This window comes from Acinetobacter sp. CE-15, assembly GCF_051059255.1.
Classification (GTDB): domain Bacteria; phylum Pseudomonadota; class Gammaproteobacteria; order Pseudomonadales; family Moraxellaceae; genus Acinetobacter; species Acinetobacter guillouiae.
On record NZ_CP192737.1, the window covers coordinates 3,860,730 to 3,887,679 of the forward strand.

At 37.0% G+C, this 26,950-nt stretch carries 29 protein-coding genes and 1 pseudogene; 13 read left to right on the plus strand and 17 right to left on the minus strand.

Annotated features, from left to right (window positions below):
- Positions 1 to 3: 3 nt before the first annotated feature.
- Entirely contained in the window at positions 4 to 450 is a 447-nt protein-coding gene (locus ACQ7EO_RS17670; RefSeq protein WP_004819219.1) for a DUF2147 domain-containing protein, read from the plus strand.
- 130 nt (positions 451 to 580) lie between these two features.
- On the opposite strand, the gene ACQ7EO_RS17675 is transcribed toward ACQ7EO_RS17670, so the two are convergent.
- The 5 genes from ACQ7EO_RS17675 to ACQ7EO_RS17695 form a co-directional block, all read right to left on the minus strand.
- Positions 581 to 1,429, minus strand: a complete 849-nt coding sequence (locus ACQ7EO_RS17675) for a symmetrical bis(5'-nucleosyl)-tetraphosphatase (RefSeq protein WP_303576778.1) — start codon at positions 1,427 to 1,429, stop codon at positions 581 to 583.
- On the minus strand, positions 1,430 to 2,242 hold the full coding sequence (gene rsmA, locus ACQ7EO_RS17680) for a 16S rRNA (adenine(1518)-N(6)/adenine(1519)-N(6))-dimethyltransferase RsmA (protein ID WP_239046405.1): 813 nt from the start codon (positions 2,240 to 2,242) through the stop codon (positions 1,430 to 1,432).
- A 27-nt stretch (positions 2,243 to 2,269) separates the two neighbouring features.
- Complete coding sequence (locus ACQ7EO_RS17685; RefSeq protein WP_434278208.1) at positions 2,270 to 3,124, minus strand: pilus assembly protein PilJ; 855 nt, start codon at positions 3,122 to 3,124, stop codon at positions 2,270 to 2,272.
- 49 nt (positions 3,125 to 3,173) lie between these two features.
- Positions 3,174 to 4,145, minus strand: a complete 972-nt coding sequence (gene pdxA / locus ACQ7EO_RS17690; RefSeq protein ID WP_434278209.1) for a 4-hydroxythreonine-4-phosphate dehydrogenase PdxA — start codon at positions 4,143 to 4,145, stop codon at positions 3,174 to 3,176.
- 424 nt (positions 4,146 to 4,569) lie between these two features.
- Positions 4,570 to 5,139, minus strand: coding sequence for a hypothetical protein (locus ACQ7EO_RS17695; protein ID WP_434278210.1), 570 nt, complete (start codon positions 5,137 to 5,139; stop codon positions 4,570 to 4,572).
- A 251-nt stretch (positions 5,140 to 5,390) separates the two neighbouring features.
- On the opposite strand from ACQ7EO_RS17695, the gene rplM reads away from it, so the two are divergent.
- On the plus strand, positions 5,391 to 5,819 hold the full coding sequence (rplM, locus tag ACQ7EO_RS17700) for a 50S ribosomal protein L13 (RefSeq protein ID WP_004722943.1): 429 nt from the start codon (positions 5,391 to 5,393) through the stop codon (positions 5,817 to 5,819).
- A gap of 12 nt (positions 5,820 to 5,831) precedes the next feature.
- Positions 5,832 to 6,218, plus strand: a complete 387-nt coding sequence (gene rpsI, locus ACQ7EO_RS17705) for a 30S ribosomal protein S9 (RefSeq protein WP_004647927.1) — start codon at positions 5,832 to 5,834, stop codon at positions 6,216 to 6,218.
- Positions 6,219 to 6,597: 379 nt separating this feature from the next.
- Here the strand turns inward: rpsI and ACQ7EO_RS17710 are convergent.
- Positions 6,598 to 6,906: pseudogene (locus ACQ7EO_RS17710) on the minus strand (hypothetical protein); the annotation flags it as partial.
- Positions 6,907 to 7,076: 170 nt separating this feature from the next.
- On the opposite strand from ACQ7EO_RS17710, the gene ACQ7EO_RS17715 reads away from it, so the two are divergent.
- The 5 genes from ACQ7EO_RS17715 (at position 7,077) to ACQ7EO_RS17735 (ending at position 10,849) form a co-directional block, all read left to right on the plus strand.
- Entirely contained in the window at positions 7,077 to 7,730 is a 654-nt protein-coding gene (locus tag ACQ7EO_RS17715; protein WP_434278211.1) for a glutathione S-transferase N-terminal domain-containing protein, read from the plus strand.
- A 26-nt stretch (positions 7,731 to 7,756) separates the two neighbouring features.
- Positions 7,757 to 8,197: a ClpXP protease specificity-enhancing factor gene (locus ACQ7EO_RS17720; protein WP_004722950.1), complete on the plus strand. Its 441-nt coding sequence runs from the start codon at positions 7,757 to 7,759 to the stop codon at positions 8,195 to 8,197.
- Positions 8,198 to 8,212: 15 nt separating this feature from the next.
- Positions 8,213 to 8,872 (plus strand): hypothetical protein, encoded by a 660-nt coding sequence (locus ACQ7EO_RS17725; protein ID WP_434278212.1) that lies wholly within the window; start codon positions 8,213 to 8,215, stop codon positions 8,870 to 8,872.
- A gap of 457 nt (positions 8,873 to 9,329) precedes the next feature.
- The gene (locus ACQ7EO_RS17730; protein WP_419312600.1) at positions 9,330 to 10,301 is read left to right on the plus strand and encodes a hypothetical protein; all 972 of its coding nucleotides are present in this window, start codon (positions 9,330 to 9,332) and stop codon (positions 10,299 to 10,301) included.
- Positions 10,302 to 10,315: 14 nt separating this feature from the next.
- Positions 10,316 to 10,849 (plus strand): GTP-binding protein, encoded by a 534-nt coding sequence (locus tag ACQ7EO_RS17735; RefSeq protein ID WP_004722957.1) that lies wholly within the window; start codon positions 10,316 to 10,318, stop codon positions 10,847 to 10,849.
- Positions 10,850 to 11,384: 535 nt separating this feature from the next.
- On the opposite strand, the gene ACQ7EO_RS17740 is transcribed toward ACQ7EO_RS17735, so the two are convergent.
- From ACQ7EO_RS17740 to acnD, 9 genes are all read right to left on the minus strand, one after another.
- Positions 11,385 to 12,233, minus strand: coding sequence for a GGDEF domain-containing protein (locus tag ACQ7EO_RS17740; RefSeq protein WP_434278213.1), 849 nt, complete (start codon positions 12,231 to 12,233; stop codon positions 11,385 to 11,387).
- A gap of 710 nt (positions 12,234 to 12,943) precedes the next feature.
- A complete protein-coding gene (locus ACQ7EO_RS17745; RefSeq protein WP_004819201.1) occupies positions 12,944 to 13,660 on the minus strand; it encodes a DUF1003 domain-containing protein in 717 nt (238 codons plus the stop codon).
- A gap of 602 nt (positions 13,661 to 14,262) precedes the next feature.
- Positions 14,263 to 14,730, minus strand: coding sequence for a hypothetical protein (locus ACQ7EO_RS17750; RefSeq protein ID WP_004819199.1), 468 nt, complete (start codon positions 14,728 to 14,730; stop codon positions 14,263 to 14,265).
- 249 nt (positions 14,731 to 14,979) lie between these two features.
- Complete coding sequence (locus tag ACQ7EO_RS17755) at positions 14,980 to 15,429, minus strand: hypothetical protein (protein WP_434278215.1); 450 nt, start codon at positions 15,427 to 15,429, stop codon at positions 14,980 to 14,982.
- 379 nt (positions 15,430 to 15,808) lie between these two features.
- Positions 15,809 to 16,012, minus strand: a complete 204-nt coding sequence (locus tag ACQ7EO_RS17760) for a hypothetical protein (RefSeq protein ID WP_154129523.1) — start codon at positions 16,010 to 16,012, stop codon at positions 15,809 to 15,811.
- A gap of 288 nt (positions 16,013 to 16,300) precedes the next feature.
- The gene (locus ACQ7EO_RS17765; protein WP_434278216.1) at positions 16,301 to 16,876 is read right to left on the minus strand and encodes a DUF4126 domain-containing protein; all 576 of its coding nucleotides are present in this window, start codon (positions 16,874 to 16,876) and stop codon (positions 16,301 to 16,303) included.
- 126 nt (positions 16,877 to 17,002) lie between these two features.
- Complete coding sequence (locus ACQ7EO_RS17770) at positions 17,003 to 17,137, minus strand: zinc ribbon-containing protein (RefSeq protein ID WP_004722968.1); 135 nt, start codon at positions 17,135 to 17,137, stop codon at positions 17,003 to 17,005.
- A 170-nt stretch (positions 17,138 to 17,307) separates the two neighbouring features.
- The gene (locus tag ACQ7EO_RS17775; protein WP_244015110.1) at positions 17,308 to 17,460 is read right to left on the minus strand and encodes a hypothetical protein; all 153 of its coding nucleotides are present in this window, start codon (positions 17,458 to 17,460) and stop codon (positions 17,308 to 17,310) included.
- A gap of 171 nt (positions 17,461 to 17,631) precedes the next feature.
- Positions 17,632 to 20,238: a Fe/S-dependent 2-methylisocitrate dehydratase AcnD gene (acnD, locus tag ACQ7EO_RS17780; protein ID WP_434278218.1), complete on the minus strand. Its 2,607-nt coding sequence runs from the start codon at positions 20,236 to 20,238 to the stop codon at positions 17,632 to 17,634.
- Between the two features lie 238 nt (positions 20,239 to 20,476).
- Here acnD and ACQ7EO_RS17785 point away from each other — a divergent pair, with 238 nt between their 5' ends.
- A complete protein-coding gene (locus tag ACQ7EO_RS17785; protein ID WP_434278220.1) occupies positions 20,477 to 21,199 on the plus strand; it encodes a YgfZ/GcvT domain-containing protein in 723 nt (240 codons plus the stop codon).
- A gap of 249 nt (positions 21,200 to 21,448) precedes the next feature.
- On the opposite strand, the gene ACQ7EO_RS17790 is transcribed toward ACQ7EO_RS17785, so the two are convergent.
- The gene (locus ACQ7EO_RS17790; RefSeq protein WP_244015104.1) at positions 21,449 to 22,633 is read right to left on the minus strand and encodes a PQQ-dependent sugar dehydrogenase; all 1,185 of its coding nucleotides are present in this window, start codon (positions 22,631 to 22,633) and stop codon (positions 21,449 to 21,451) included.
- Positions 22,634 to 23,266: 633 nt separating this feature from the next.
- On the minus strand, positions 23,267 to 23,512 hold the full coding sequence (locus ACQ7EO_RS17795; protein ID WP_004722984.1) for a hypothetical protein: 246 nt from the start codon (positions 23,510 to 23,512) through the stop codon (positions 23,267 to 23,269).
- 174 nt (positions 23,513 to 23,686) lie between these two features.
- On the opposite strand from ACQ7EO_RS17795, the gene ACQ7EO_RS17800 reads away from it, so the two are divergent.
- The 4 genes from ACQ7EO_RS17800 (at position 23,687) to ACQ7EO_RS17815 (ending at position 26,921) form a co-directional block, all read left to right on the plus strand.
- Positions 23,687 to 23,944, plus strand: coding sequence for a hypothetical protein (locus ACQ7EO_RS17800; protein WP_234622496.1), 258 nt, complete (start codon positions 23,687 to 23,689; stop codon positions 23,942 to 23,944).
- Positions 23,941 to 24,261, plus strand: a complete 321-nt coding sequence (locus tag ACQ7EO_RS17805) for a low molecular weight protein tyrosine phosphatase family protein (RefSeq protein ID WP_004722986.1) — start codon at positions 23,941 to 23,943, stop codon at positions 24,259 to 24,261. The genes ACQ7EO_RS17800 and ACQ7EO_RS17805 overlap by 4 nt, the downstream gene beginning before the upstream one ends.
- 110 nt (positions 24,262 to 24,371) lie before the next feature.
- The gene (locus tag ACQ7EO_RS17810) at positions 24,372 to 26,111 is read left to right on the plus strand and encodes a DKNYY domain-containing protein (RefSeq protein ID WP_244015102.1); all 1,740 of its coding nucleotides are present in this window, start codon (positions 24,372 to 24,374) and stop codon (positions 26,109 to 26,111) included.
- A gap of 102 nt (positions 26,112 to 26,213) precedes the next feature.
- Positions 26,214 to 26,921, plus strand: a complete 708-nt coding sequence (locus ACQ7EO_RS17815; protein ID WP_434278221.1) for a DsbC family protein — start codon at positions 26,214 to 26,216, stop codon at positions 26,919 to 26,921.
- The last annotated feature ends 29 nt before the right edge of the window (positions 26,922 to 26,950 follow it).

Below are 26,950 nucleotides of genomic sequence, written 5' to 3' on the forward strand. Positions count from 1 at the left end.
CTTATGAAAAAAGGAATTTTCAGTTGTATGCTACTGGGAATGATCAGCTGGACACATGCAGCTGACATCACTGGCACATGGCGCACTGTTGATGATAAAACAGGTTATGTTCGTGCACATATTCAAATCGAGAAACTAAAAGATGATACTTATGTCGGCAAAATCATTAAAGATTTTCCTGCACCCGGCGAAGCTGCTTTAACACAATGTCGCAATTGCCCCGCACCCTTTACCAATAAACCCATTATTGGCTTAACCATCTTACAAAAGTTAAAAGCTGATCCAAACAACCCAAACAGCTATATTGGTGGTGAAGTTCTGGATCCTCGCGGAGGAAAAATTTATCATGGCAAAGCCCGCTTAAATGCAAGTGGAAACCGCCTGACCTTACGTGGCTATCTTGGTATTTCACTGATTGGTCGAAGTCAGACATGGATTCGACAAGAATAATTTACTTTTTAATTGATAGATAAATTCGCCATTTAAAAGATTAAAATCATTGAAAATGGCGCATTGACACTATGCTTGAATCTCGTGACATTACCCAAAATAAAAGCCACATGTTGTGGCTTTATTCATATCAAAAAACAGGATTATCGACACTAAAAAGTTTTTGATCTTCTAGTCGATAAGCCAGCAGTTGATGCCCCCAAACACAGCCACCATCGACATTTTGGATTTGCGCATTGATGCGCTCACCTTGCAACGCTGCCCAATGTCCAAAAACGATCTGATGAGTTTTTGCTGTCTGTGATTCAAACTTAAACCATGGCTGAAAACCTGCTGGCATCGGCTCATCTAAAGCATCTTTAAAACTAAACTCTAAACGACCTTGTGCATCAGTCAGGCGCATACGGGTTAAATAATTGGTAATACAGCGTAAGCGAGCATGACCTTGTAAATCATCTGCCCATAAATCTGGCTCAGTGCCATACATCTCTTTTAGAAATGAATCCAGCACAGCAAAGTCATCATGCGCTAAGACTGCTTCTACTTCTTTGGCCAACGCGGCAGTCTTTTCCGCATCCCAAATATTCGGGATACCCGCATGGGTCAAAATCGTCTTTTCATTGGGAAATAAACACAAAGGCTGTTTACGCAACCAATCAACCAATTCATCACTTTCTAAAGCATGAATAACATCATCAATCTGGTCTTTTTCTTTGAGTTTTTTGATCCCACGTGCAACCGCCAGTAGATTTAAATCATGATTGCCAAGGACTGTCGCAGCATTGCCTTGTTCGCATAATTTTTTGATAAAGCGTAATGCACCCACTGAATTTTCACCACGCGCGATTAAATCGCCCGCAAACCAAATAAAATCTTGATCAGCATCGAACTGGATTTCTTTGAGTAGTGCTTTCAGTGCTTCAAAACACCCTTGTACATCACCAATCACATAATTATATCTGACTTTTTCCAGCGCCATTTAAGCCACCATTTGGTCAGATAATGCAACAAACTGAGCCAATGTTAAGGTTTCTGGGCGTGCCATTGGATCTACACCAGCATTTTCAAAACCATCTTCAACCAACATACCTTTTAAGCTATTACGTAATGTTTTTCGGCGTTGGGTAAACACATGCGATACCAAACGAGCCAAGGCTTTTTCACTTTTAGCAACAATTGGTTTAGTCGCATAAGGTTCTAAACGGAATACCGCAGATGTTACTTTTGGTGGTGGATTGAATGATCCCGGTGGCACTTCAAACAAGAAAGTAGGTTTGCAGAAGTATTGAATCATCACCGACAAACGCCCATATTCTTTGGTGTTTGGAGATGCGGTAATACGATCAACCACTTCTTTTTGCAACATAAAATGCATGTCTTTGACTTTGTCACCAAATTCTAAGAGATGGAAAAGCAAAGGCGTTGAAATATTATAAGGTAGGTTTCCGACCACACGTAAAGGACGGCCTTCCTGAAATAATTCAGTAAAATCATATTTTAACGCATCAGTTTCAATGATGGTGAGGCGTTCAGGATGTGGTACTCGACCCAGCAAGCCTGCTGCCAAGTCACGATCCAGTTCTAGCACTGTCAAAGCATCACATTCACCATTTAAAGGTGAAGTTAAAGCAGCTAAACCTGGTCCAATTTCAACAATATTTTCCCCTGATCGCGGGGCAACAGAACGAACAATTTTGGCAATCACACGTTGGTCATGTAAGAAGTTTTGTCCAAAACGCTTACGCGTATGATGCCCTTCATCTTTAGGGTTTAGGGCATTAATTTGATACATAAAATTCTCCACATTGATTGATGACCACTATTGCGTATTCGACTCTAACTTGCTTAGGCTATTAAAGATTTCATCAGATTTAGTTAAATTTTCCCTTGTTGCTTGATATATAGCAACTAAGGTATCTCGTTTTTTAAGCAGGTCGAGTGCCTCATGATGATCTAAGATCTTCGCATAATCTTCTTGAATTGATTGTAAGCTCTGACGCATCTCTGCATCTTTAACACGTTCAATACCTAATTCGGCATTACCTTTAAGCTGTGCTTGAAGATAAGTATCAAATGTATCAAGATCAGACCAAAAATCTTCGATATTATAGACAACGTTTTCATCACCTTCAGATATTTTCTTCATTGAACGTGCAAAACGATCAGCAATAGAAGCTTGATTTTTCGAGATGATGGCTTGAGCTGAGGGATAATTTGCTCGAATCATTTGATCCGTTAACAGATTGTATTCAGCTTGAATATCAAGAATAGTGTCTTGAATGATGATATTGAGGTCTTGTATGGCAATTATACTACTTTTATGCTTTACCAAAAGATCAATATTAGCATTGATTGCTTCTCCGTCTTTAAGCATTTTATCCATGCCACTATGATTCGCATATTTTTTATGCACCATTGCCAATGCTTGATTAAATTTTTCTTGGCTGTTCTTTAAATTATCTACAGTGAGTGAACCAGCATATTGCACAACATCTTGTGACTGTCTTGGAATTTGCAGTGACAAAACCCGTAAATCACATACACTGTGATCCATTGCAAGGTTCGAGCAAGCAGATAGCATAGAGGCGATCAATACAGCCGCTATGCTATTTTTTATGCAACGCTTCATGGATTGTGGTTTTATATGGTTGTTCTTATGCTTAATGATTGACATTACTCATTTTCCATTTGTTTGAAATTTAAATAATTATTATTCAATAAAGTTAATTCGAGCGAGCGAGATCAAGCGCTAAATCGACAGCGACATGCAAACTTGAACTTTTTGCAAGGCCTGTACCTGCAAGGGAGAGCGCAGTACCGTGATCAACTGAGGTCCGAATAAAAGGTAAACCTAAAGTAATATTAATGGCTTCGCCAAATCCCTGCGATTTTAACACAGGTAAACCCTGATCGTGATACATCGCCAAAACAGCATCAGTACCTTTTAAATGATCCACAGTAAATAAAGTATCAGCTGGCATACTTAAACTCATGTCTATACCTTGCGCTTGATAACTTTCAAGCACTGGATTGATCGTATCAATTTCTTCATGACCTAAGTAACCACCCTCTCCAGCATGCGGGTTTAAGCCACACACCAAAATATGCGGGTGATTAATTTTAAATTTTGTTTTTAAATCATGAATAAGAATATCAATCACCTGATGAAGACGCTGTTTGGTAATGGCATCTGCAACATCCCGCAGTGGTAAATGCGTGGTCACTAAAGCAACTCTTAACGTTTTTGTTGCAAGCATCATGACCACACGTTCCACACCAGCAAACTCTTGGTAATATTCCGTATGACCGCTGAAGTGGATCCCTGCGTCATTGATTATTGACTTTTGTACTGGCGCTGTAGCAACACCAACACTGAGTCCTTGCATGGCATAGTATGCAGTTCGGCGTAATTGTTCGATCACATATGCAGAGTTTTGCGAGTTTAACGTCCCTAAAACAACATCCACGGCTAAAGGAACATGTTCCACATAGAGCTGACCTTGAGCCAAACACTCCCTCTGCCCTTGATACTCAATAAGCTGAACGCTTTTGTTTAAAATTTTGGCACGATCCCTCAACATATTGATATCAGCCAATACAACAACTGGACGATCATCAATACGATCTGCCAAATCTAAACAAATATCTGGGCCAATGCCAGCAGGCTCACCACTGGTTATATATAAAGGAAGCATCTAGAACTCTTTTAACAGACCTTGCATAGATAGTATACATCGGTTCTAAATTATCATTTCCAATTCAAGTTCATTTTTATATCGAATATAACGGAAACATGTAAAAAATAAACCAAAAACAATTTCTCAAGAAAACTATGCGACTCAATTATAAACATTTTTTGTATTTCAGTTTTAGAAAGCTGAAATTTATAATGAAAAATATATATAAAAATACATTACTTATGCTGTAAATCAGCAATAAAATTAGCACGATTACAACTTAAGCTTAAAGTCTAAAAGAAATATCCTTTCCAAGACTATACCGCCCTACATATTTTCATCATTCTCATCTAAGTCAAAAGTTATCTATTCGATGACGATTCTTTTAGCAATTCATTCTATAAAAATTAACGGATTGAATATCACATCTTAAATAGAATGCTTAAAGCTGACTTTTAGTCGCTGGACGAGTTTCTGGTTGAGCTTGCTCTTGATCAATCTCAGAGAAATCAAACATCGATTCAACCTCTTTCCCACACTTGGCTGGGTCAATATGTTGATCAAAGATTATTCTGACTCGATGGTCAGGTTCAACTTTTCCATAGACTGTATATTCGCCACTTCGGCTTTTATCGTCATCATCCTTCCATTGCACAACCGCATCGACTTCTTCACCAATAGGGATGTGTTGCGTTTGAATAAGCAGTCCAACCGCTTGGCAAGGATATGCGGATTGAATTTCTTCACTAAAATCGACCGTCATCCATTTGGCATCCAGAATCGTATCCAGTTCTTCTTGCTGTTGTTTTCTTGCTGCTTTTTCTTCCTTGGTGTTTTCTGCTTGTTTTATTTTTTCATTTTCCCATGCTTTTTCATTTTCTAGTATGTTCTTTGAATTCAATTGATTGAACTGGGCTTGCTGATCCAGCAAATCCGCTTGAGCAAAACAGAGGTTTAAGTTGCCTACGCCGAATAGCAGTAGAACGAATTTTATTGAATTTATTATTTTCATTTTTGCCTGACTTATTTTCTTTATATCACTTTAATTATTCATGAATCCTGTCACAATTCCAATATAAATCAGAAAACCTTACAACATTTTATCCAAACTAAGCTTTGCTTTTGGGTCCGTTTATCCATATAATGATGCGCTTGAAATTCAATATTTCAATTGCGACTCTAACTCTTTTCAGATAGAATTCGCACTCCTTTTTGTTTGGACAGATTCCATAGTCCAAACCAACTATAATAGGTAGTGGTTTAATGAAAACTCTCAGCGCTAAGCCAGCTGAAGTTCAACACGACTGGTATGTTGTTGATGCTTCTGGCAAAACTTTAGGTCGCCTTGCGACTGAAATCGCTCGTCGTTTACGCGGTAAACACAAAACTTCTTATACGCCTCACGTTGACACTGGTGACTACATCGTTGTGATCAATGCTGAACAAGTACAAGTGACTGGTAAAAAATCACTTGATAAGAAATACTATCGCCACACTGGTTTCCCTGGTGGTATTCGTGAAACTAATTTCGAAAAATTAGTTGCTCACAAACCAGAAGAAATCTTCGAACGTGCTGTAAAAGGCATGTTGCCAAAAGGTCCTCTTGGTTACGCGATGATCAAGAAAATGAAAGTGTACGCTGGTACTGAGCATCCTCATACTGCTCAACAGCCACAAGTTTTGGACATCTAAGGGATACAGCACATGGCTACTAACTATGGTACAGGTCGCCGTAAGACCGCAACTGCACGTGTTTTCCTATCAGCTGGTACTGGTAAACTCGTAATCAACAACCGCACTCTTGAACAGTATTTCGGTCGTGAAACTGCTCGTATGGTTGTTCGTCAACCACTTGAGCTTTTAGAAGTTACTGAAAAATTTGACCTTTACATCACTGTTGCTGGTGGTGGTATCGGTGGTCAAGCAGGCGCTATCCGTCACGGTATTACTCGTGCATTGATCGCTTCTGACGAGACTTTAAAACCTGCTCTTCGTCAAGCTGGTTTCGTTACTCGTGATGCTCGTGAAGTTGAACGTAAGAAACTTGGTTTACGTAAAGCTCGTAAACGTCCTCAATTCTCTAAACGTTAATTCGTTTACCGAATCGGACAAAAAACCTCGGCATTTGCCGAGGTTTTTTTATGGGGTAAAACTAGGGTCTGTAGACATTTCATAAATGGCTTGCGTTGTAGGTTAAAATTGAGCAGGCAAGGCAGGAAACGGAGAGAATAGCGAGACTATTTTCGAGTTTCATAACGAAGGCTGAGATAATTTTAGCCACAACCCTGAGCAAGAACAAAGCACTGCTTTGTTTGCAGCGCAAGGCGCAGCGGGGGGACTTGTCAACAGACCCTATTCGAAGTTATTTTGTTTTATCTCGTTTAGAACAGTCCATGACAGCGTCAGAAATCCCATCGGCAGCTTTTGATTCTGTAATCGTACAGCCATTTTCCTGATAAGTTCGAGTTTCCTTAGAGAACTTATGATCTTTCGGGATCGGTGCATTACACGGCTTATCGGTCTTTACATTGACCATTTTCACGGGTCCATCGTTATAGATCGTCACCTTACAACCCTTTACAACGTATTCTTGTTCAATCCCTCCATACATTTCATCTTCAGAAGCGTCAGATGCAACATCACAAGCCTCATCTGCGCGACATAAGGCCCCTACTCCAGCCACTTCCGCACCAGCAGCTTCGGTTGCTTCAGCGGCAGCCTCTTGCACTTGCGCATCTACAGATTGCTTCTTTGCATATGTATTTGAAATGCTCATCATCAAGAGCAATGCCAACGCCAATTTACTGTGCTTATTTATTAAATTCATAGGTTTATCCTTGTTTTCTATCTATTTGATAGCAATACCCACCATAAGCTTATTAAAGTTAAGATGATTTTATTGTCTATTTTTAGTATTCTACTCTATTCACTTCACTTAGTTTTTGGAATATGCCTGTCGAAAATGCACCTCAACAAGGGATTACGTTGTATAGCCACGAGGATGACTTTCGTTCACATTGGATTAGATTTCTTCTTGCAGAAAAACAAATTAAACACACATTAATCATTGTCGAAGAAGATGATGAAGATTTAGCCAGTTTAAATCCATATAATCAACTGCCTATGCTGATTGAAAATGATTTAAAGCTGTTTAATACCTGTATTATTTCTGAATACTTAGATGACCGTTATCGACAAAACAAACTCTATGCGGATGCCCCAGCACCACGCGCAGAACAAAGACAGTATATTTGGCGCTTTGAACAAGATTGGCTAAAACTTGCAGATATTATGCTACGCCACCCAGATACACTTAATGAAGCTGCAAAAAAGAATGCACAAAAACAATTAAAAGATACTTTGGTATCCCTTACCCCACTTTTTCAACATTATCCTTATTTTATGTCTGAAAACTTTACAATTTTAGATTGCATGTTAGCGCCAATTTTCATACGGTTAAAACATATGGGAATTGAATTACCGAAACAGCAATCTCGTCCAATTTTATTATATTGCCAACGGATTTTTAGCCGCCCTGCTTTTTTAAAGTCGATGACTTTTAAAGAGAAAAACAGATATAGTGAATTTTTGGCAAAATTCTAGATCGCAAATCAATAGAGTACTTTTTAATGTCTGAACAAGAATTGAACTTAACCCCAACTCGACCATACCTTGCACGCGCAATATATGAATGGATTTGCGACAACAATTTAACGCCATACTTACTTGTTGACGCAACCAAACCCTATACCGATGTACCACAACAATTTGTACAAGATGGGCAAATTGTATTGAACATCGCACCACATTCTGTGCATATGTTAAATATGACCAATGAGGCAATTACCTTCTCTGCTCGTTTTAGTGGCGCATCTAAAGATATCTATGTACCTATAAATGCGGTATTAGGCTTGTATGCACGCGAAAATGGACAAGGATTATTCTTTGATCCAGATGAATATGCCAATGTGCAAATAGATGAAGATGTTTTAGAATCAAATACAAGTGAAGAAGTAGAAACTAAAACTGAGGCACCAAAGAAAAAACCAAGTTTAAGAATTTTAGAATAGAACAAGGAGAACTGAATGGCTTTTGATCTCGTACAATACTTTGCTGAGCAGATAAAGATTCAAAAGCCTCAGCTATTATCTCAATTAGAGCCTGCTCAACGTATAGCACATATTGAAGAACTCAATGCTTTAACCTTGGGTAAACTCATTACGCTATGGCGTAAAGATGATGATGCGTTGTATCAAGAAATTCTTTCGCAAGATCAGTTGTACAGCCAAGAAATTTCTCGACACCTCACTACCTCTACTCAGAATAAATCCAGTTTAAATAAATCTATACTTGAACCAGCAACAACGGAAATTCTTGAACTACAGCTTGCTGAATTAAAGCAACTTGAAACAGCAGGAAGTTTAGGTAAGCGAGGGCTTCGAGAATTGGTGATTGGGCAAATTGAGCACCTATCAGGTCAGGCGAAAGATTGGGTTTGGTCAACAAACGAACTAACCGAACTGATTGGCTCTCAACCTGTACCCGAAGAAGAGATATCATTAGATGAAACGATGAAGGAGTTTAATCAAATGGTCAATGTTCAAAAAGCAGATCTTCATACAGATCATCAAGACGTCGTAGTAACCGAAACGGCAAACCCAACTTGGGCTAAAATTGCAGAACCTGTAGTGGCACTTGTGGTTTTGTATATTCTTTTTGAAGCAGCGACGAAGCTTTTTGCTTAATTTAGTTTGATAATTAAAAATTATAAAAAGCGATCAAAATGATCGCTTTTTTTCATATAAAAAATACTTAAGTAATTTTAATCATTTCACGTGATTAAAATCACAGTAATAATATTATAAATGATAAAATATGCACAATCATAATAAATATTCAAATCACTATTAAGTTAAGCTTTTATTGACAAAAATAACTAAGCAATTTATTTAACTTTGAGATAGATTTTTTATAATAACTAATGTTAATTTAAAGCTATGAAACTCTCTAAACTTTAAGAAAAATTAACAGTTTACACAGGAGGATAATAATGTAAGAAATATACTGATTAAATGCCAAGCAATTAAACATTAAAAAAATGATTTTACTGGAAAAAGAACAAATCTAGCGTTAACTTAAACTAACTACGACCGTTAAAAAACAGTTTACACTTTAATTTTTTAATATTAGATAAGTGATATTATGAACAATCAATGTATCAATATCGCAATTTCAGGCTTAGGTTTAACCACCTCTGACGATCTTAAAATAAGACTTAGAAAAATTTTACCAACCAATATTGGTATAAATTGGACAAGTGTTTCAGATCAAAATATAAATTGTATTTTGATCAATGAGCAGTTTTTTGAAAATAATAATATCCAGAATATTATCCAAAATAAAAATATTCCTTATTTAAAAATTTCAAAACATAGTGAGCATAAAGAAAGTGCAGAAGATAATTTACTCTGCATCCCGATTTATGACGAATTCACATTGAAAAACTGGGTCAATATCAAATTACTGCATAAGACCGAAACAGAACAGTTGGAACTTAGCCAAGTTCCCGATGATGAAGCTGAGGATCAACTTGAAATCAAAGAAATTGATTTTTTTTCAGCGCTTTTCCATCACGACAGTCGCAAAGTCATTTTAAATGATCATCTCGGCACGATTGCGATTATCGACCATCATGCACATTTGGCATGGCTAGAAGCCACCCGTGAAGAATACCAAACAGATCGCTCGATACACTACACTGCGGCAGTCACTGCGGACTTTATAAAAGTTTCTCGTAAACGACAATTCAACTTAGAAAATTGGTTATTTAACCTAATTTGGAAAAATCCCAATTTAATTACCGTACCTGCAGCTGATAAATATTATCGCCTCAAATTTTGGGTTCAACCCAATGAGTTGGATAAGAAATTACTGTTACAACTAAGTGCATGCTTTATTTCTGGAGCTGAGATTCAACACGTCTCAGACAAACTCAACATTCCAGTCACAACCGTCCAGCACTTTGTTGCTGCGAATTTAGCCATCCATAACGCTGAACTGATTTCAGCAAAAGAAAGTCTATTTGATAAAACACCAAGTAATACTGAACAAACGGAAGAAAAAGGGATTTTAAAAAGCTTTTTTAACAAATTAAAAAGTCGATTTAAATTTTAAGGGATAAATACACGATGATTATTCAGAAGTATAAAATTGTTTTTGCAGGTTCAATGGGGGCAGGTAAAACTGAAGCAATTAAATCATTATCAGAAGTACCTGTATTAGCAACTGAAGCATTTAACACCGATGATCGTAGCCATAAAAAACTAAACACAACCGTGGGAATCGATTATGGCGAAGTAACCCTAGATGATGGCAGTAAAGTTGGGCTGTATGGCACACCAGGACAAGGTCGCTTTGACTTTATGTGGGGCGTGATATGCAAAGGCGCGATTGGTACGATTCTGTTGATTGATCATAGCTTAGCAACCCCCTTAGATGAACTGGAATATTACCTCAATATTTTTAAACAATATGGTGAAAACATTGTGATTGGAGTCACCCATATCGATGATGATATGAATAAGCCAACCCACCAATACCGTCAATGGTTGATGGAACGTAATTTAAATTTACCTGTGTTTTTTATTGATGCACGTAAGAAAGCCGATGTGTTATTGCTCTTAGAAACCTTGATCACCACATTAGAAGTAAAATATTTATAAACTATTGATATGTATCCGCTTACTGGAAGTGTATTCGGATACTCAAAAGTCACTATATTTAAACCAGTTAATTATTCATATAAGTGATATCTATCAAGTGATTGATCAGAAATTAAGTTTATGTTTTATATTAACTTTTAGGAAATTTTGGTTAACAATTGATTTTTTGTGCTTTTGAATCCTAGATGGTTATCCTACCGCGGGGCGACATGGATGTCGCCGTTGGGCGGGGGTACAGGACGTACCCCTCGCCCAAAAAAAGATTTTTGTCACTTTTCATCTCTGAAAAGTGAGGCATCGCCTACGCAAAGGGATTTAAACGTTGAATTCAAGGTGTGGCATTGCAAGCTTTTTTATAATTAAACAATTGATTTTTTTATTTAATTAATTAAAATTATATTCTTGTGTATGCGCTTTTTGACAGGTTAACTATATTTAAAGCCGTTATTTAAGCAATGGGGAAATAAAACCGAATCCACTTGATAGCATAAAGGAATAAAATCTTTAGCCTTATTACTGTTTGTAAGGCTACTGTCTATAAGATTGCATGAATTGTTGTTTGTGACTTACCTTGTGCTTTAGACTGATACATCAATAAATCTGCCTGATGTGTTGCATCATCGACATTGTCAGGTAATTCATTGTAAATACGGATTCCCATACTAAAATCGATACCGAATTTTTGCTTTAAGCCACTAAATAAGAAACTATTTCTAAGTCGTTTTGCGTAGTCCTCGATTCCTTTTAAATCAGTATCTTGTAAGATCACTACAAATTCATCACCGCCCATACGAGCAACCAGATCAGAATGACGCGTTGCGGCTTGCAATACATGGGCGAACTCAACCAAGACATCATCACCTTTGCTATGTCCATAGGTATCATTTACGGCTTTAAAACCATCTAAATCGATAATAGCGACAGCTAAGGTATGTTCTTTTTTGCAATAACGCTTTTTTAATGCCTGATACTCTAAATTAAAGGCACGAGTATTATTCAGCGATGTCAGAGAATCTTTCATTGCCATTAAGGTCATTTCATTTAAATTATTTTTTATTCTCAGTAATAAAAAAGCCACAACACTAAAGAAGCCAAGCCTTACACAAGCATTCCAGAATGGGATAATCGAATTTGTATACTGGTGCCCTGCACTATAGTCAGCATATAACCAAGTAATCCCCGATAAAATAACCGCAATCATCGCAATATGCTTGTTGTCATACCATGCAGCGATAGAAACAGGAATCAGATAAAACACTGCAAATGAGTATTCATAGCCTGTCGCCAGATCAATTACACCTAAAATAATGATAATTAAAAGCAAACTAATACGACGCACAACCATCGAACTCATCAACAGATAGGTCTCCAATTGTTTAATCATTTAGACATCATCCTTTGTCCAATAGTAGCAAGCTTTTACAACAGCTTGAATTGCAGAACCCAAAACAACAACACTTCAAAAATCCAATTAAATCGATGTTTTAATTAATTTTAATAATCGAATTTAGACGTCAATGAGTCACTTATAGTTAAAATATGCAATAAAGTAAAGTTTTGAATATGATGATTTTTAGCTTCTTATAGGTAATTTCTTAATTGCTTTGTCGGTAAGTTAATCAGATCAAATAAATGGAATTGTAAAATATAGTTTTTATCGAATTTTTCAGGATGAGCGGGAAAACAACTCTGGTTTACTTCAACTATTAAAACTTTGTAAGTTTTAATCCTATTGCCTATAAACTTTTGATTTATAGCGTCCTAAGCCGAATCGAGACCTTGTGGGTAAGTACTACACTCACGTTGTACATAACTGGTAGCAATCTACTCTTTTCGATCCCTTACATCCTTGAGATAAATATTAACGAAATCGGCTCGGGATTATTTTCCTAAGATTAAGATTTTCTCGTGAAATTTAGAATTATTTCCCGTAATCAAACACAATCTCAGGATTTTTTATCTTTTATATTTCTAAAATGATTTTTTATTGCAAACTAATTTAAAAAATCGAGAATATATTTCTGTTCTTATCAACAAAGATGCAAACCCCAAAGAGCCGTAACGCTCAAAAGCTTTTTCTGTATTTTTAATCTTTCACTCGTCTTTTTTTATTTCTCTTTTATTCATTTCCGATAATAAATCCAATTGAATTTCCTGAATTTTTGCCAGTTTATCCCACTGATGAATGAGTAAATGATCTATTTTTTCATGCAAATGACGGATTTCTAATTCAGCTTTCAAATTGACTTGATAATCATTTTGGGAGCGTAAGCGATCTTTGGCTTCTTGACGGTTTTGGCTCATCATAATAATTGGTGCTTGTACTGCAGCAAGACAAGATAAAATAAGATTTAATAGAATAAAAGGATAAGGATCAGCAGGTTGTTTTACGATCACAACTGTGTTTAATAAAATCCAAACAACTAAAAAAAGCATAAAACAAATTAAAAACGTCCAACTTCCGCCAAAAGTCGCAATTTTATCTGCGAGCCTTTCCCCAATGGTCCATTTTTTTTCGAGTTGTGTTTCAGTATTTTTTGTTATTAATTCATGCTGTTGCATACTATTAAGCACTTCATACTCTAGGTTTGACACCTCCCCCTGCTCCGATTGAAGCAAAGATTGCACATACTGCATACGATATTTGGTTAAATCTGCTTTACAAATATAATCCTGCGCAGACCAATTGGGAAAATCTCGTGCAATTTCTTCAGTAATAACCTTACGTATAGCCCCGAGCGGAACAACATTCGCATGTGAAAAAGTTTGATTACATATCAAGCAAATATGATTTTCATTTTTATCATTCATTGCACTACTCTTTATCATTATTTGGTTTCAATATCTGTCATTATTTGAATAAAGTATAGAACTTATTTTAATGTGATGCTGTGATGAAATCATTTTGCTTTGATGTATTTTTCTGATGTTTTGAATACTTTTGAATAGGCTTAATTGATGAGTCTTATTTGAGATTTTCACATTATTTTTATCGAATTTTTCAGGATGAGTGGGAAAACAACTCTGGTTTACTTCAACTATTAAAACTTGGTAAGTTTTAATCCTATTGCCTATAAACTTATGGTTTATAGCGTCCTAAGCCGAATCGAGACCTTGTGGGTAAGTACTGCACTCACGTTGTACGCAACTGGCAGCAATCTACTCTTTTCGATCCCTTACATCCTTGAGATAAATATTAGCCAAATCGACTCGGGATTATTTTCCTAAGATAGATTAATTTTTTTATTTTTTAGGAAAATTTTCCTTTAAAAGTTACTTAATAAAGAAAATTTTTCAACAAAGCTTATTTAATGATTTTTTATTGCATAAATTCTAAAAAAAATGCAAATTTAATTTATAAATTTGCATTTTAGTCATTCTATTTAAATGATCACACACTTTAATCTGCTAACTTAAGATGCATCTTTTAGCGAGGTTGTTTTACTATCACGCAAAATATCTTCCAAGCCTTGGGTATCCTGATTTAAAAATGCGGTTAAACTCGCTTTTACCTGTTCAAGCGTACTGTGTTTGATTGCAAATACTTCTTTATTTTTCCGTGTCATCAAGCCAAATAATTCACGTTGTTGAAAAATCAATTTGATATTGCTTTCTATCTTAAATTCAAAATCCTCACTTTTTGCATAAGCATTTAATGTAATTTTTAAAAATGCTTCTGACACTGAGTTCAACACTGTAAAAATAGTGTTTCGACCATCCAATTGTAATTGCAAAACGCGTTGACGGCGCCAACTGATACTTTCAAATTTCGCCAATATCTCAGCAATGTCTAAATCGCTCTCTTGCTCCATCTCACGCTCATCGGTGTGATTAGGATACTGAATTTGAATTTCAAACTTGTTCATTATTTTATAACGCATACCCTTAAAATCTATTTGTAGTGTAACAACACTCTTTAAAATTAATAGCGACTCCAATCAAAAAATTATAAATTAATCATTGATTTTAAATTACAAATTGTAAAATTTATCACTATATTTAATTTTTATATGCACTAGGTGTATTTTATCTTTTGGTCAAATAATCAAACCCGTTTATTCTTTTTTTTACAGATCAATAAGGAAGCTCAAGCTTCCTTACTTTTTATAAAAGATGTCGATCTCTAGTCATTATGCCAAACGATGCTCTTGCAGCATTTTTTTATGCATCAATTGTCGATATTGTTCTGTCATCTCTTCGATTTGCCCATTTAGGAATAAGCTGAGCTGATCTGAAACTTGCGCTTGGTTTAAGTTTTTATACACCAAATCATATTTCTTTTTGCGCGTTAAAAATCCCAAAAATTCTTTACTTTCAACAACCAGTTGGATATTGCTATCGATCTGAAAAACAGGGTCTGCTTTACTCGAGTGTGTATTTAACTGGATATGTAAATAAAGTTCTGTCTCCGTGTCCTGTACAGCAAAGGAAATATCAGAATTTTCAACTTGTCCCTGTGTCAGGAATAAACGGCGCCAATTGATCGCATAAAATTTTGCACGAATTTGCTCAATGTCCTCTGCCTCAAATGATACGATATCTTGTGCAGGCAAATTGATCTCGACCTCGAACTTTCTCATTGTTCTCACCTATCCATGTGATGTTTATATTATGAGCTATTAATAGCATTTATATCTTTGTTTTAAAACAAATATTTATGTTAAATCATTAAAATTTATTACTTTTTATCAAACACTCATCACAAAAATCAGATTATTTATTGATGAAGTTTTTATTAATTTTTCTATTTTTATATCAACCAGTAAAAAGTATCAGCATCTTTCAATTCTCAAGTTATTTAAAAAAATGAGTCAGCATAAGCTTTCGTCGTGACTTCAAACAATTGACGTTTAAAATATACATTTCAATTGAATAGATATACGTTCTATCATTTTTAATATTATGCTGTTCCACCACATAAAGATGGAACAGCAGGTAAAATTGGTGATGATTAGCTTCTTAACAACAGCAAACACATCCCTTAATTTTTTCACGAGGCCAATTCATCTTTGCTCGTTTAATTGCCAACTCACTTGTCGCAAAAAAGCCCAGTAGATTTTGATTTTCCGCCTTAGGTAAATGCTCACAAGCTTTACTTGCATTGTGTACCTCATATACACCATTGGCTTGCGCATTTATATCGATAATGAACTTGTCCATCATAAAAGTTTCCCCCAATACTCTTAAAAAGACCTTGAGATTAAATCTATAAAGATGATGCTTCCATTAATCCCATAATAAAAGTATGCCTTTATGGTGCAAAAATCAATCTCTCTTTTATTGATTTATTGTTGGGGAAATTTGTCTTTGTATTCGATTTAGAGTGAATCAACTTGTATGTCAAAACAGCGAACACTTAATCCAATTTAATGACTCAACCCAATTAAATTGAGTCATCATCCTCTTTAGATCTTGATAAACAGTTGCTTCAAAAGTGCTTTAACACACTAACTACAATGGATGAACAACGCTTTCTTGTTTTTTCTTTCTTAACCAGCGAACCGCTACCACCATCAAGATAATACCAACAACCACCACCAATACAGGAACGATAAGCGATAATATCGATACCACGATTGCCCCAATCCACTCACCTGTAGACACCAAAGGATTGGCTATTCCGCCTGTCGTTACAGTAGATACACCACGAACCGCAACCGTTCCCATTTGTACAGCTGTTGCTGTACCACCACCAACGATAATCGCAGCCGCCCAACTTGCAAACTGTGGCATTTCACCTGTACTGACCGCCATGGTGGTCAATGTTCCAGCCACCATCGCTGCTGGCGTGGCAATAGTATCTAAAGCATTGTCGACCCAAGGAATATAGTACGCGCCAATTTCACAAATAGTCGCGACAGCTAAACCAATACATACCGATGGTATCGCTAACCACTCAAAACCTTTCATTGGCTCAAACCAACCCATCAGTGATGCAACACTCATCACCAATAACGGTACAAATACACGAAAACCGCAGGCGGCACTTAAACCAATGCCAATACATAAACTCAGGATTGTTTCCATAATGATTTATCTGCCTTTTTCTCGTTATCTTTTCAACTATTATTAAATTAACAAAAAGCCCTATCACTAGATAGGGCTTTTGCTTAAAACAGGGAGTATCTGTTTTATCTGTGCGGCTTAGCAATCTTATTTTTTAAATTGATTGCCAAGGCATTTGGTACACTGGGGTAAACGATCTGTACCAATTTCTAAGTAAGTGCGATGTCCGCATTGGACACAAAAATAGAAGCCTGTTCCGGGTTTTTCGCCAGCAGTAACCATTTTTGTTCTCCATAGGTTTTAGAAATGGTGAATAAAGTATAGCCATATTTTGATGTATGTCTACTGTCTATTTCTAAAAATGATGGTGTCATTTTTGCAAGAAATGATTTCAAGAAAGAAATTTATGGTTTTTGAGAGCTACTGCTTAATCATTAAATAGCGCAAACCATTTAAAGCTCTTCTTTTTCTTGAGGTGGTTCATCTGTTCTTTCTTCCTCATAAAAATCATCAGGCATCTGTGACAATACATTTAAAAGGCGCTCAGCTGTGATTGATTCATCAGAATTTACCGTATCACTTTGAGTTTTTTGTAATAAAGACATTTTATTCCCCAAATAAAAACCCCACTTAACAGTAGGGCTTTTTACAACACTATCAATTACTTTTTTCTTTAATCTCCCCCTCTTACGAGGTAATTCTTCTCACATTTAAAAAGAGAAGAACTCCCTCCTTTTTCAAAGGAGGGTTGGGGAGGATTTAAAGAGTGGAACTCATCAAGCCACTTGCCCTTCCAAGAAATCCTGTGCAAAGCGTTGTAATACCCCACCCGCTTCATACACATGCACTTCTTCTTCAGTATCCAAACGACAAGTTACAGGAACTTCGATCACTTCACTCTTACCATCAACCGTAGCACGTTCAATCACCAAGGTTAAGTCTGTACGTGGTGCAATATTACCAATCACGCTATACAGCTCAGTACCATCAAGCTTTAAGGTTTTACGGTCGGTATCCGCTTTAAACTCAAGTGGTAACACGCCCATACCAACAAGGTTAGTACGGTGGATACGTTCAAAGCCCTCAGCCACAATCGCTTCAACCCCAGCAAGACGAACACCTTTCGCAGCCCAGTCACGGCTAGAGCCTTGACCATAGTCCTTACCAGCAATGATGATCAGTGGTTGTTTACGATTCATATAAATCTCAATCGCTTCCCACATACGCATCACTTCGCCTTCTGGCTCAACACGCGCTTTAGAACCTTGTTTGATGGTACCGTCAGAACGAACCACCATTTCATTAAACAGTTTTGGGTTGGCAAAAGTTGCACGTTGCGCGGTCAAATGGTCACCACGATGCGTTGCATACGAGTTAAAGTCTTCTTCAGGTACACCCATTTTATGCAGATATTCGCCTGCTGCCGAATCCATCATAATTGCATTCGATGGTGACAAATGATCCGTCGTAATGTTGTCAGGTAAGATCGCAAGTGGACGCATATTTGACAATGTACGTGGTGCAGCCAAAGCTCCTTCCCAATACGGTGGACGGCGAATATAAGTACTTTGCGGACGCCAATCGTATAACGGGCTTTCTGATTTTTCTGTCACCCCCAAATCAAACATCGGGATATACACTTTACGGAACTGTTCAGGTTTTACAGATTGTTTAACCAACGCATCAATTTCAGCATCCGATGGCCAAACATCTTTTAGGTAAATTGGATTACCGTCTTTGTCATTGCCCAATGAATCCGTTTCAATATCAAAACGAATTGTGCCCGCAATTGCATAAGCCACTACCAATGGCGGTGAAGCCAAGAATGCTTGCTTTGCATAAGGATGGATACGACCATCAAAGTTACGGTTACCTGAAAGTACCGCAGTGGCATATAAATCACGGTCAATAATTTCTTGCTGAATCTTTGGATCTAAAGCACCAGACATACCGTTACACGTCGTACATGCATAAGCCACAATACCAAAACCAAGCTTTTCTAAATCTTCCAGTACGCCAGCTTCTTCAAGGTAAAGTGCAGCAGCTTTAGAACCTGGTGCAAATGATGATTTCACCCAAGGTTTACGTACTAAGCCCAATTCATTTGCTTTACGTGCCAACAAACCCGCAGCAACGGTATTACGAGGGTTTGAGGTATTGGTACAAGAGGTAATCGCAGCAATAATGATTGCACCATCAGGCATTAAACCATCAGTACGGTTTTCAACTACGCCTGCAATGCCTTTCTGTTTTAAATCTGCTGTTGATACACGTGCATGTGGGTTTGATGGACCTGCAATATTACGTGTTACCGTTGAAAGATCGAAACGAAGTACCCGAGGGTATTCTGCTTGTTGCATATCTGATGCCCAAAGACCAATTTCTTTGGCATAACTTTCTACCAATTTGATTTGGTCAGATTCACGACCAGTCAAGGTTAAATAATCAATGGTGTTCTGGTCGATATAGAACATTGCCGCAGTTGCGCCATATTCTGGAGTCATATTGGAAATCGTTGCACGATCTCCTACAGACATACTGTCCGCACCTTCACCAAAGAATTCTAAATATGCACCCACTACACGTTCTTTACGCAAGAATTCTGTCAGCGCTAAAACGATATCTGTTGCCGTGATACCAGCTTTGCGCTGTCCCACCAATTCCACACCGATAATGTCTGGAAGGCGCATCCAAGATGCACGACCCAGCATGACATTTTCAGCTTCCAAACCACCAACACCAATAGAAATTACACCCAACGCATCTGTATGTGGCGTATGTGAATCCGTACCAACGCAAGTATCTGGAAATGCGATACCTTCACGGTTTTGAATCACTGGAGACATTTTCTCCAAGTTGATTTGGTGCATGATGCCGTTGCCAGCTGGGATCACATCGACATTTTCAAATGCTGTTTTGGTCCATTCAATAAAGTGAAAACGGTCTTCATTACGACGGTCTTCTACAGCACGGTTTTTTTCAAATGCATCTGGGTCAAAGCCACCGTATTCCACTGCTAGAGAGTGGTCAACGATCAACTGCGTTGGTACAACAGGATTAACTTTAGCAGGGTCACCGCCTTGGTCTGCAATCGCATCACGTAAACCTGCAAGGTCGACTAATGCTGTCTGCCCAAGGATGTCATGACATACCACACGTGCTGGATACCAAGGAAAATCATGGTCTTGTTTACGGTTAATCAGTTCTTTTAAAGACTGTTCGAGAATGGCTGGATCACAACGGCGTACCAGCTGTTCAGCCAATACTTTTGAAGTGTATGGAAGTTTTGCATATGCGCCTTGCTGGATGTCTTCTACGGCTTGACGCACATCGAAGTATTCGAGCTGGGTACCTTGCAGTGGTTTACGATAGTTGTTATTCATTAGTTTTGTGCCTCTTGCATCATTTTGTACTGCGTGTCTAATGATTGGCATAGTACACTGTCGAAAACCCATTTCCCAAATCGTTTATATTTCATAAGCTTAGATATAAAAACAGGGGTTTTAGAAATATTTGGTAACAACTTCATTAAAATATTTGCACTAAAACTGCTTTTTTTTGAAAAATAGCGGAAAATAAGATTAATTCTTTAGTATTAGATTTAAGATAAGCGAGCAATTCATGAGCGATCTAGCTTTCTCCTCATTTACCTTGATTGGTGTTGATGCAATCAAATTTCTACAAGGTCAAGTGACTGTAAACGTTGAAGCTTTGGCTGAAAATATCACCCAATACACTGCGATTTGTGATCTTAAAGGCCGTATCCATTTTGGCTTATGGCTTAAAAAAATTAATCCTGAACATTTAGAGATTGTTACGACTCAAGATCAAGCCGAAGAATTTGCCAAACATATTAAAAAATACGGTGCTTTTTCTAAAATGAAGATTGAAGAAACTGGACGAGTTTTTCCAACATTGAATGGCTCAACGACTGATTTTTCTGCTACAGAAACCGATATTTCAGTATGGGAAATTGCTGCAATTCAAACTGGTCAGGCTTATATAAATCAAGCAATTGAACATGTATTTCAACCACAAGAATTACGCTTACACCAACGTGAAGGAATCAATTATGACAAAGGCTGTTACCTTGGTCAGGAAGTGATTGCACGCCTCTGGTTTAAGGCAAAACCAAAAGCATGGTTACATGTCATTCAAGGTACAGGTCCTGCCCCTGCTCAAGCTGAACAATTGAATAAAGGTGTTCAAGTGGTAAACAGTGCAGCATTTGAAAATGGTTATATTGCGCTTGTGGTTGCCCGTCCTGATGCTTTAGAAGAGTTAGATGTGACTGTTTTAGCATTACCTGAAAGCTTAAGTGGTGATGTGGCGAGACCGCAGTAATTTCTCAAAGTTGATTACAATAATAAACCTACAACCTTGTAGGTTTATTAAGAGAATTAAATGATTAAGTCAATTACAACAACTTTAACAATAGTAATAGGTTAGCTTCATTTTCATAGATGAATACTTTGTTAATCTAGTACGGCTTCCAAAGATTTATCGACAATTTATATTTTTACTTTCACCTGAATTTTGTATCCCAGCCATGTTCTTTTTACTAACTCCTAAATTTTTAGAAAAGTTGAAAATTTAGGAAGATGCTTTTTGCCGAACATAATAAATCACACCACTCTTATCATCAGAAAAGTAAAATGAATTTTCATCTACCCGATAAATATCACAAGGGCGACCATAGACATTTTTGCCCACTAAAAAACCATCCATAAATGTCTGTAGTTTTTGCCCTTTACGCATAATCACAATTTTATAGCCATGACCAATCGTGGCATCGGTAGAACCATGTAAAGCAACTAAAAAAGAATTTTTGATGGTGTCATCTGTATTGGGATGATCAAAATAGTCAAAACCAAGTGCAGATGAATGCGCAGGGAAATAGGCATAAGGAGGCAATACATTTTTGCAACCTGACGGACGTTTAAATTTTGGATCTGCCAAAATTTTACCATTCGATGAATAACATGAAGCCCAACCATAATCTGCATCACGTTTGAGTGCATAAAAAGTTTCATCAGGCTTATTTTTACCCAAATGATCCACACCTTGATTAGTGGCAAATAAAAAATTACCAACCCATTTCAAACCGACTGCATTGCGTAAACCTGTAGCAAAAATCTTTTGTTGCGAACCATCGGGATTCATTTCTAATACTGTTGCCCGAACTTTTTCTTTCTCGGTACAAGCATTGCAGCTTGAGCCGACTGAAACGTAAATTTTCCCGTTCCCACCCACCGCAATTGTTCGTGTTAGATGCCAACCACCATATTTATAACTTAAACCGTAGTCAGGAAAAGTCACTAAAACTTCGGCTTTATCGGTTGCTTTAATTTCACCTTTGGTAAATTTTCGTCGGGTCAATTGATTGGTTTCTGCTAAATACAACCAATCTTGCCCGGAAGAATCTGTATAAAATTGAACTGAATTAGGATTCTTTAAACCCGTCATATAAGGAATAATTTTGCCAAATTTGCCCGTTTCAGGATTCCAATCATCCAAAATATAAACGATGCCTTTTTTATTATCAGTCAAATCGTGCATATCTGTTACAAACATTCTGCCATCAGGAGCTTTGCTAAAAAAACGAACTCGCTTTAAGCCCTCAGCCGCTGGAATAATTTCGTAATTCTCTGGAAGATTTAAAGAAAAGCGCTTCCCATTTTTTAAGTTTACCTGATGAGGCACAAGATTTGGCTGTTGAGCTAAGATCCCCATTGAACAAACTAAACTTATGAATAAGATTGACAGTACTTTCATCATAGATACGTCTCGATTAATCTTAGCAAAAACAGCCTTCTTTTTTATATTATATAACTTGAAGCACGAGTATATAGTCAAATAATTTTGCTAGAAAAATACAAAGACCATCCAGATACAAGCCATTATCTTATATTGTTTTTAGCCAAACGCCGAAAGTATTGTTGTAGTGGATTAATGCATTCACTCTCATTCTACGGTACAAAGTGCATCAAAAAACCAAACTTAAAAAAAATAAACAATGACAACATAAAAAGTTATTACTTTAGAAAGCCCTAACTACCATCAATACATCGATAGAGGGCTCATCCAAGTGCTTAAAGCATTTTTACAACCCAATTGAACAGTTCACTAATTTTCAAGGAGTATTAGGGTCTGTTGACAATTCGTCTATGTTTGCGACTACGTGTGTTTTTTAGGCGATACTAGGCATGAAATACAAAATTTAGTCATTCTAAATAAGTAGTTCGTAACGACGTAGCGGCAAAAAACACGCTAGTCCCGAAGGGTTGTGGCTAAAATTATCTCAGCCTTCGTTATGAAACTCGAAAATAGTCTCGCTATTCTCTTCGTTTCATGCCTTGCCTGCTCAATTTTAACCTACAACGCAAGCCATTTATGAAATATCAACAGCCCCTAAAACCCATGAAATAATTTATTCATGTCTTTACACAAATAATCTTTAAAGTGAAATGCCCGTGCATGTTTTGCATCAAACTTGGCCGTCTGACCATCTTTTTCAAAAATATAAACACGGTCATCCTTACTGACAAGAAACTCACCACCCAGTTTGATCAACAAGGCATCTATCTTATCTTCATCGGCAATACTGTCATCTTGGCTGACTTTGTCATAATTACGTCTAATGCCTTTAATAAACATCGTCTACTCACACATTCTATTTAGCCAGAATTATACCCTTTTCATTGCCTTTAAAATGGCTCTAAATAAACATTATCAAAATCATTCAGCTTGTTTACCCAGATAAATACTTATAAAATAGCCAATCATGTGTTATCGCGGCTGCTGAACCCGATCAACTCATGAGTTTTATCTATGGACATTACACAACAATATTTTGAAAATGAATTAAACCGCAATCGCGCTTGGAGACGTAAGGTAAATTATTTACACCGTGGTCGAGATTGCAGACATACTTCAAGCCTTTGGAAACCAGAAAAAGACTGGAAGCTGCTTTGGAACAGATCGTTAAAAAGATCTCGCTCGAAACAATTAAGAATTGAATATCCACGTATTTCATCTGCTAAAAGACGAAAACAAGCACAATATGATTTTTGGAAGACTGCTGATTGAACACCCTTTTTATTTGTAGTCGTAACCAATGGCGTAGTCCCACTGCCGAGCGTGTCTTTGCAGTGGGCTATGGCATTTCCACACGTTCCGCTGGAACAAGTAAACACGCCAAACATCGTATTTCTGTCAAAGATATTGCCTGGGCAGATATGATTTTTGTCATGGAGCAAAAACATAAACAAAATATCAAAGAGAAATTCCCCAACCAGTTACAACATAAAAAAGTCATGGTGTTGGATATTCCAGACGATTATCACTATATGGATGAAGAGTTAATTGAAATTTTAACAGAGGCTATGCAACCCTATTTGCCTTAAATGCTAAAGACCTTGCCATCAATCAGTATGACCAATTCATAATCAAAATGATGACAAAACAACCTTAAATTGCCATAACTCAACCCGATCAATATTTAACAATAAAATAAATGATGCAGAATCCACTAAAAGTATTTTCTATCCTTAAAACCTTCACGCTTATCTTGGTGATATGCGCGCTTCTGTTCAGCTTTAGTTTTATATTTAGATTTTCTGACTCAAATTCAGATGAGATTCCTTTTACTGCGACTACAGAAAAACTTGGGATATTTGAAAAATATAACAACCAAATTTATGCCGCTGTACCCAGCAATGGTGATTATTTGATCCCAGAAGCAGATGTTCAAAGTTTTTATTTACCCAATGATAATTACCAATACCGACAACTTGGTGCAGATAAACTGCATGTCTATTGTGGCAATATCATCCTAAAAGGTGTGCAACCTCAACAGGTGAAGACCATTGGGGATGGTTATTTTACTGCTGGAAAAGACACTTGGTATTGCTCCCCCTCCACCGAACGAAATAAGGATTTAGCTGCGCTTCGAGAAGTTTGGCAAATCATGCAACAAAATTTTGCCCTAGGCTCAAAACCACAAAGCTATCTCTACCCCTATTTTAAACTTGAACGAGGCAACTGGCCTTATCGTGTTAATTCCGAAAATGATACGGCAAGTAATGGGACATTCACCTATTTTCAAGGGAAATTGCTTTCTGGAGCCAATCCAGACCAACTCAAACTTGTCTTAGGTGAACATAACTATGCCTATCGAGCGGATGGAAAAAACGTCTATTACAACAACACCCTGCTCGATTTAAAAGACAATGGAAAACTTTATAGTATTGAAATAGACGGTTTAAATAACCAATATTATTTGCTCAATCCTGTGGATGGTATGGTCTATGTCAACGAGTTTGCCTTTGATCCCCAATACGCGCCTTATCATCTCTTAAGCGAACATGGCGATCACATTAACCATGCTTTGTTTTATAACGACACGGGGATTTACTATTTTGATCTGAATAAGAAAAAAATGCGTCGCGCAGGTGCTAGTCCATTTTTAGGCAAAGCATTTAAAGAAATCGCACCGCTGATTTTTTCTGATGGCACACAAATACTCTATCTACAAGCCAGTGAATATCGCAGTAATAAAGGATCAGCCTCTTCCAAATCCACCCATATTCTAAAATTAGCTGAACCACTTCATTCCACATGGCAAAAACTTGGAGATGTAAATTACAACTATGGCAGTGTATGGAATAATGGCAATGCGTTTTACTATTTTGATCAGTTAGGAAATAGCCAACTGGTTAAGGCCACGATTTATCATATTCGCGACCCACAAACGATTCAAAATTTACTGAGAACTCAACCACGCACTGACGATATTCGACAATGGATTGATGAGCAAAAAATGGTTGAAGCCAAACACACAGAATTACTCGAAGTAGAGACAACTAACCGCTCAGACAAATATTGGGGCTTGTTTGTTCCGATCATTTTCATAGCATTTTTGAGTATGCTGATGTGGATATTTAAACGGTTTAATTTAAATTTTGCCCCATTTTATATACGCAATCATAAACTGATCGTCAGTAATTTGATGATGACCTCTTATCCTTTAGATCAGGTCACATGCGTTGAATTTAGTACCCATAGGACAACAGCGAATGGAGCTTATATTGGTCACTTTCAAATTTTACATCGCAATGGAAAACGTAGCAGAATCTTTAATTTTAGTACGCAATTACGCTTACGGAGTGACTCACAAGTAGAATTAAATCAATATATCCAAAAACTCAGAAATGAGTTAACACGCCATGGTATCCAGAATACAATACGAAATTAAGCGTGGTATCAACTGAATATCGCGTTGGCAATCACATGATCTCAATATATTTTTGATCATTATTGAGTGCACAATATCCACATTATTATTTTGAGCTTTAACATGAAAATCTGGTTATCTCTTCTGACTTTGGGTCTTTTTACCTTTTCTTCTGCACATGCAGATATTCAAACTTTGCAGCAAAACTTAAAAACCAAATATCCTGAGATTCAGGTGAAATCGGTACAAAACTCACCAATTAAAGATGTTTATGAAGTCTATATGGGTGGGCGTATTGTTTATACCAATGAAGATGCAAAATATTTCTTTGTCGGCAATTTAATTGATCTTAAAGAACAAAAAAATCTGACTGAAGAACGTATGCAAGCCCTAAAAAGTATTGATGTAAAATCATTACCTTTGAAACAAGCCATTAAGCATGTCAAAGGTAAAGGTGAACGTGTAATCTACGTATTTAGTGATCCTGACTGCCCATATTGCCAACATCTTGAAAAAGAATTAAAAAATATCGACAACTTAACCGTTTACTTATTTTTATACCCAATCACGCGTTTACATCCAAATGCTGAAAGTATTTCACAGCAAATCTGGTGCTCTAAAAACCAGTACCAAGCGTGGGAAGACTATTTAATTGACAAGAAACAACCAACTTCAAACAAGTCATGTACGACCCCAATTGAGAAAAACATTGCTTTAGCAAAATCACTTGAAGTCGATGGTACACCGACATTCTTCTTACAAGATGGCACCCGTATTTCAGGCGCACGTGAGGCAGGCGAAATTGAATTACTCCTCAAAGCAGTAAAATAACAGCCCACAGCCTAGAGAATAAAAAATTT

Excerpts from the sequence above, each read along its gene's own strand:
- rpsI (WP_004647927.1), top strand. The coding sequence starts at position 5,832 with ATGGCTACTAACTATGGTACAGGTCGCCGTAAGACCGCAACTGCACGT.
- ACQ7EO_RS17770 (WP_004722968.1), bottom strand. The coding sequence starts at position 17,137 with ATGGTTACTGCTGGCGAAAAACCCGGAACAGGCTTCTATTTTTGTGTC.
- ACQ7EO_RS17790 (WP_244015104.1), bottom strand. The coding sequence starts at position 22,633 with ATGATGAAAGTACTGTCAATCTTATTCATAAGTTTAGTTTGTTCAATG.
- ACQ7EO_RS17765 (WP_434278216.1), bottom strand. The coding sequence starts at position 16,876 with ATGGAAACAATCCTGAGTTTATGTATTGGCATTGGTTTAAGTGCCGCC.
- ACQ7EO_RS17745 (WP_004819201.1), bottom strand. The coding sequence starts at position 13,660 with ATGAATGATAAAAATGAAAATCATATTTGCTTGATATGTAATCAAACT.
- ACQ7EO_RS17755 (WP_434278215.1), bottom strand. The coding sequence starts at position 15,429 with ATGAGAAAGTTCGAGGTCGAGATCAATTTGCCTGCACAAGATATCGTA.
- rsmA (WP_239046405.1), bottom strand. The coding sequence starts at position 2,242 with ATGTATCAAATTAATGCCCTAAACCCTAAAGATGAAGGGCATCATACG.
- ACQ7EO_RS17720 (WP_004722950.1), top strand. The coding sequence starts at position 7,757 with ATGTCTGAACAAGAATTGAACTTAACCCCAACTCGACCATACCTTGCA.
- ACQ7EO_RS17685 (WP_434278208.1), bottom strand. The coding sequence starts at position 3,124 with ATGTCAATCATTAAGCATAAGAACAACCATATAAAACCACAATCCATG.
- ACQ7EO_RS17810 (WP_244015102.1), top strand. The coding sequence starts at position 24,372 with ATGATGCAGAATCCACTAAAAGTATTTTCTATCCTTAAAACCTTCACG.
- ACQ7EO_RS17740 (WP_434278213.1), bottom strand. The coding sequence starts at position 12,233 with ATGATTAAACAATTGGAGACCTATCTGTTGATGAGTTCGATGGTTGTG.
- ACQ7EO_RS17735 (WP_004722957.1), top strand. The coding sequence starts at position 10,316 with ATGATTATTCAGAAGTATAAAATTGTTTTTGCAGGTTCAATGGGGGCA.
- ACQ7EO_RS17675 (WP_303576778.1), bottom strand. The coding sequence starts at position 1,429 with ATGGCGCTGGAAAAAGTCAGATATAATTATGTGATTGGTGATGTACAA.
- ACQ7EO_RS17775 (WP_244015110.1), bottom strand. The coding sequence starts at position 17,460 with ATGTCTTTATTACAAAAAACTCAAAGTGATACGGTAAATTCTGATGAA.
- ACQ7EO_RS17695 (WP_434278210.1), bottom strand. The coding sequence starts at position 5,139 with ATGAAAATAATAAATTCAATAAAATTCGTTCTACTGCTATTCGGCGTA.
- acnD (WP_434278218.1), bottom strand. The coding sequence starts at position 20,238 with ATGAATAACAACTATCGTAAACCACTGCAAGGTACCCAGCTCGAATAC.
- ACQ7EO_RS17760 (WP_154129523.1), bottom strand. The coding sequence starts at position 16,012 with ATGATGGACAAGTTCATTATCGATATAAATGCGCAAGCCAATGGTGTA.
- ACQ7EO_RS17730 (WP_419312600.1), top strand. The coding sequence starts at position 9,330 with ATGAACAATCAATGTATCAATATCGCAATTTCAGGCTTAGGTTTAACC.
- ACQ7EO_RS17750 (WP_004819199.1), bottom strand. The coding sequence starts at position 14,730 with ATGCGTTATAAAATAATGAACAAGTTTGAAATTCAAATTCAGTATCCT.
- ACQ7EO_RS17800 (WP_234622496.1), top strand. The coding sequence starts at position 23,687 with ATGGACATTACACAACAATATTTTGAAAATGAATTAAACCGCAATCGC.
- ACQ7EO_RS17815 (WP_434278221.1), top strand. The coding sequence starts at position 26,214 with ATGAAAATCTGGTTATCTCTTCTGACTTTGGGTCTTTTTACCTTTTCT.
- ACQ7EO_RS17725 (WP_434278212.1), top strand. The coding sequence starts at position 8,213 with ATGGCTTTTGATCTCGTACAATACTTTGCTGAGCAGATAAAGATTCAA.
- rplM (WP_004722943.1), top strand. The coding sequence starts at position 5,391 with ATGAAAACTCTCAGCGCTAAGCCAGCTGAAGTTCAACACGACTGGTAT.
- ACQ7EO_RS17715 (WP_434278211.1), top strand. The coding sequence starts at position 7,077 with ATGCCTGTCGAAAATGCACCTCAACAAGGGATTACGTTGTATAGCCAC.
- ACQ7EO_RS17670 (WP_004819219.1), top strand. The coding sequence starts at position 4 with ATGAAAAAAGGAATTTTCAGTTGTATGCTACTGGGAATGATCAGCTGG.
- ACQ7EO_RS17785 (WP_434278220.1), top strand. The coding sequence starts at position 20,477 with ATGAGCGATCTAGCTTTCTCCTCATTTACCTTGATTGGTGTTGATGCA.
- ACQ7EO_RS17795 (WP_004722984.1), bottom strand. The coding sequence starts at position 23,512 with ATGTTTATTAAAGGCATTAGACGTAATTATGACAAAGTCAGCCAAGAT.
- pdxA (WP_434278209.1), bottom strand. The coding sequence starts at position 4,145 with ATGCTTCCTTTATATATAACCAGTGGTGAGCCTGCTGGCATTGGCCCA.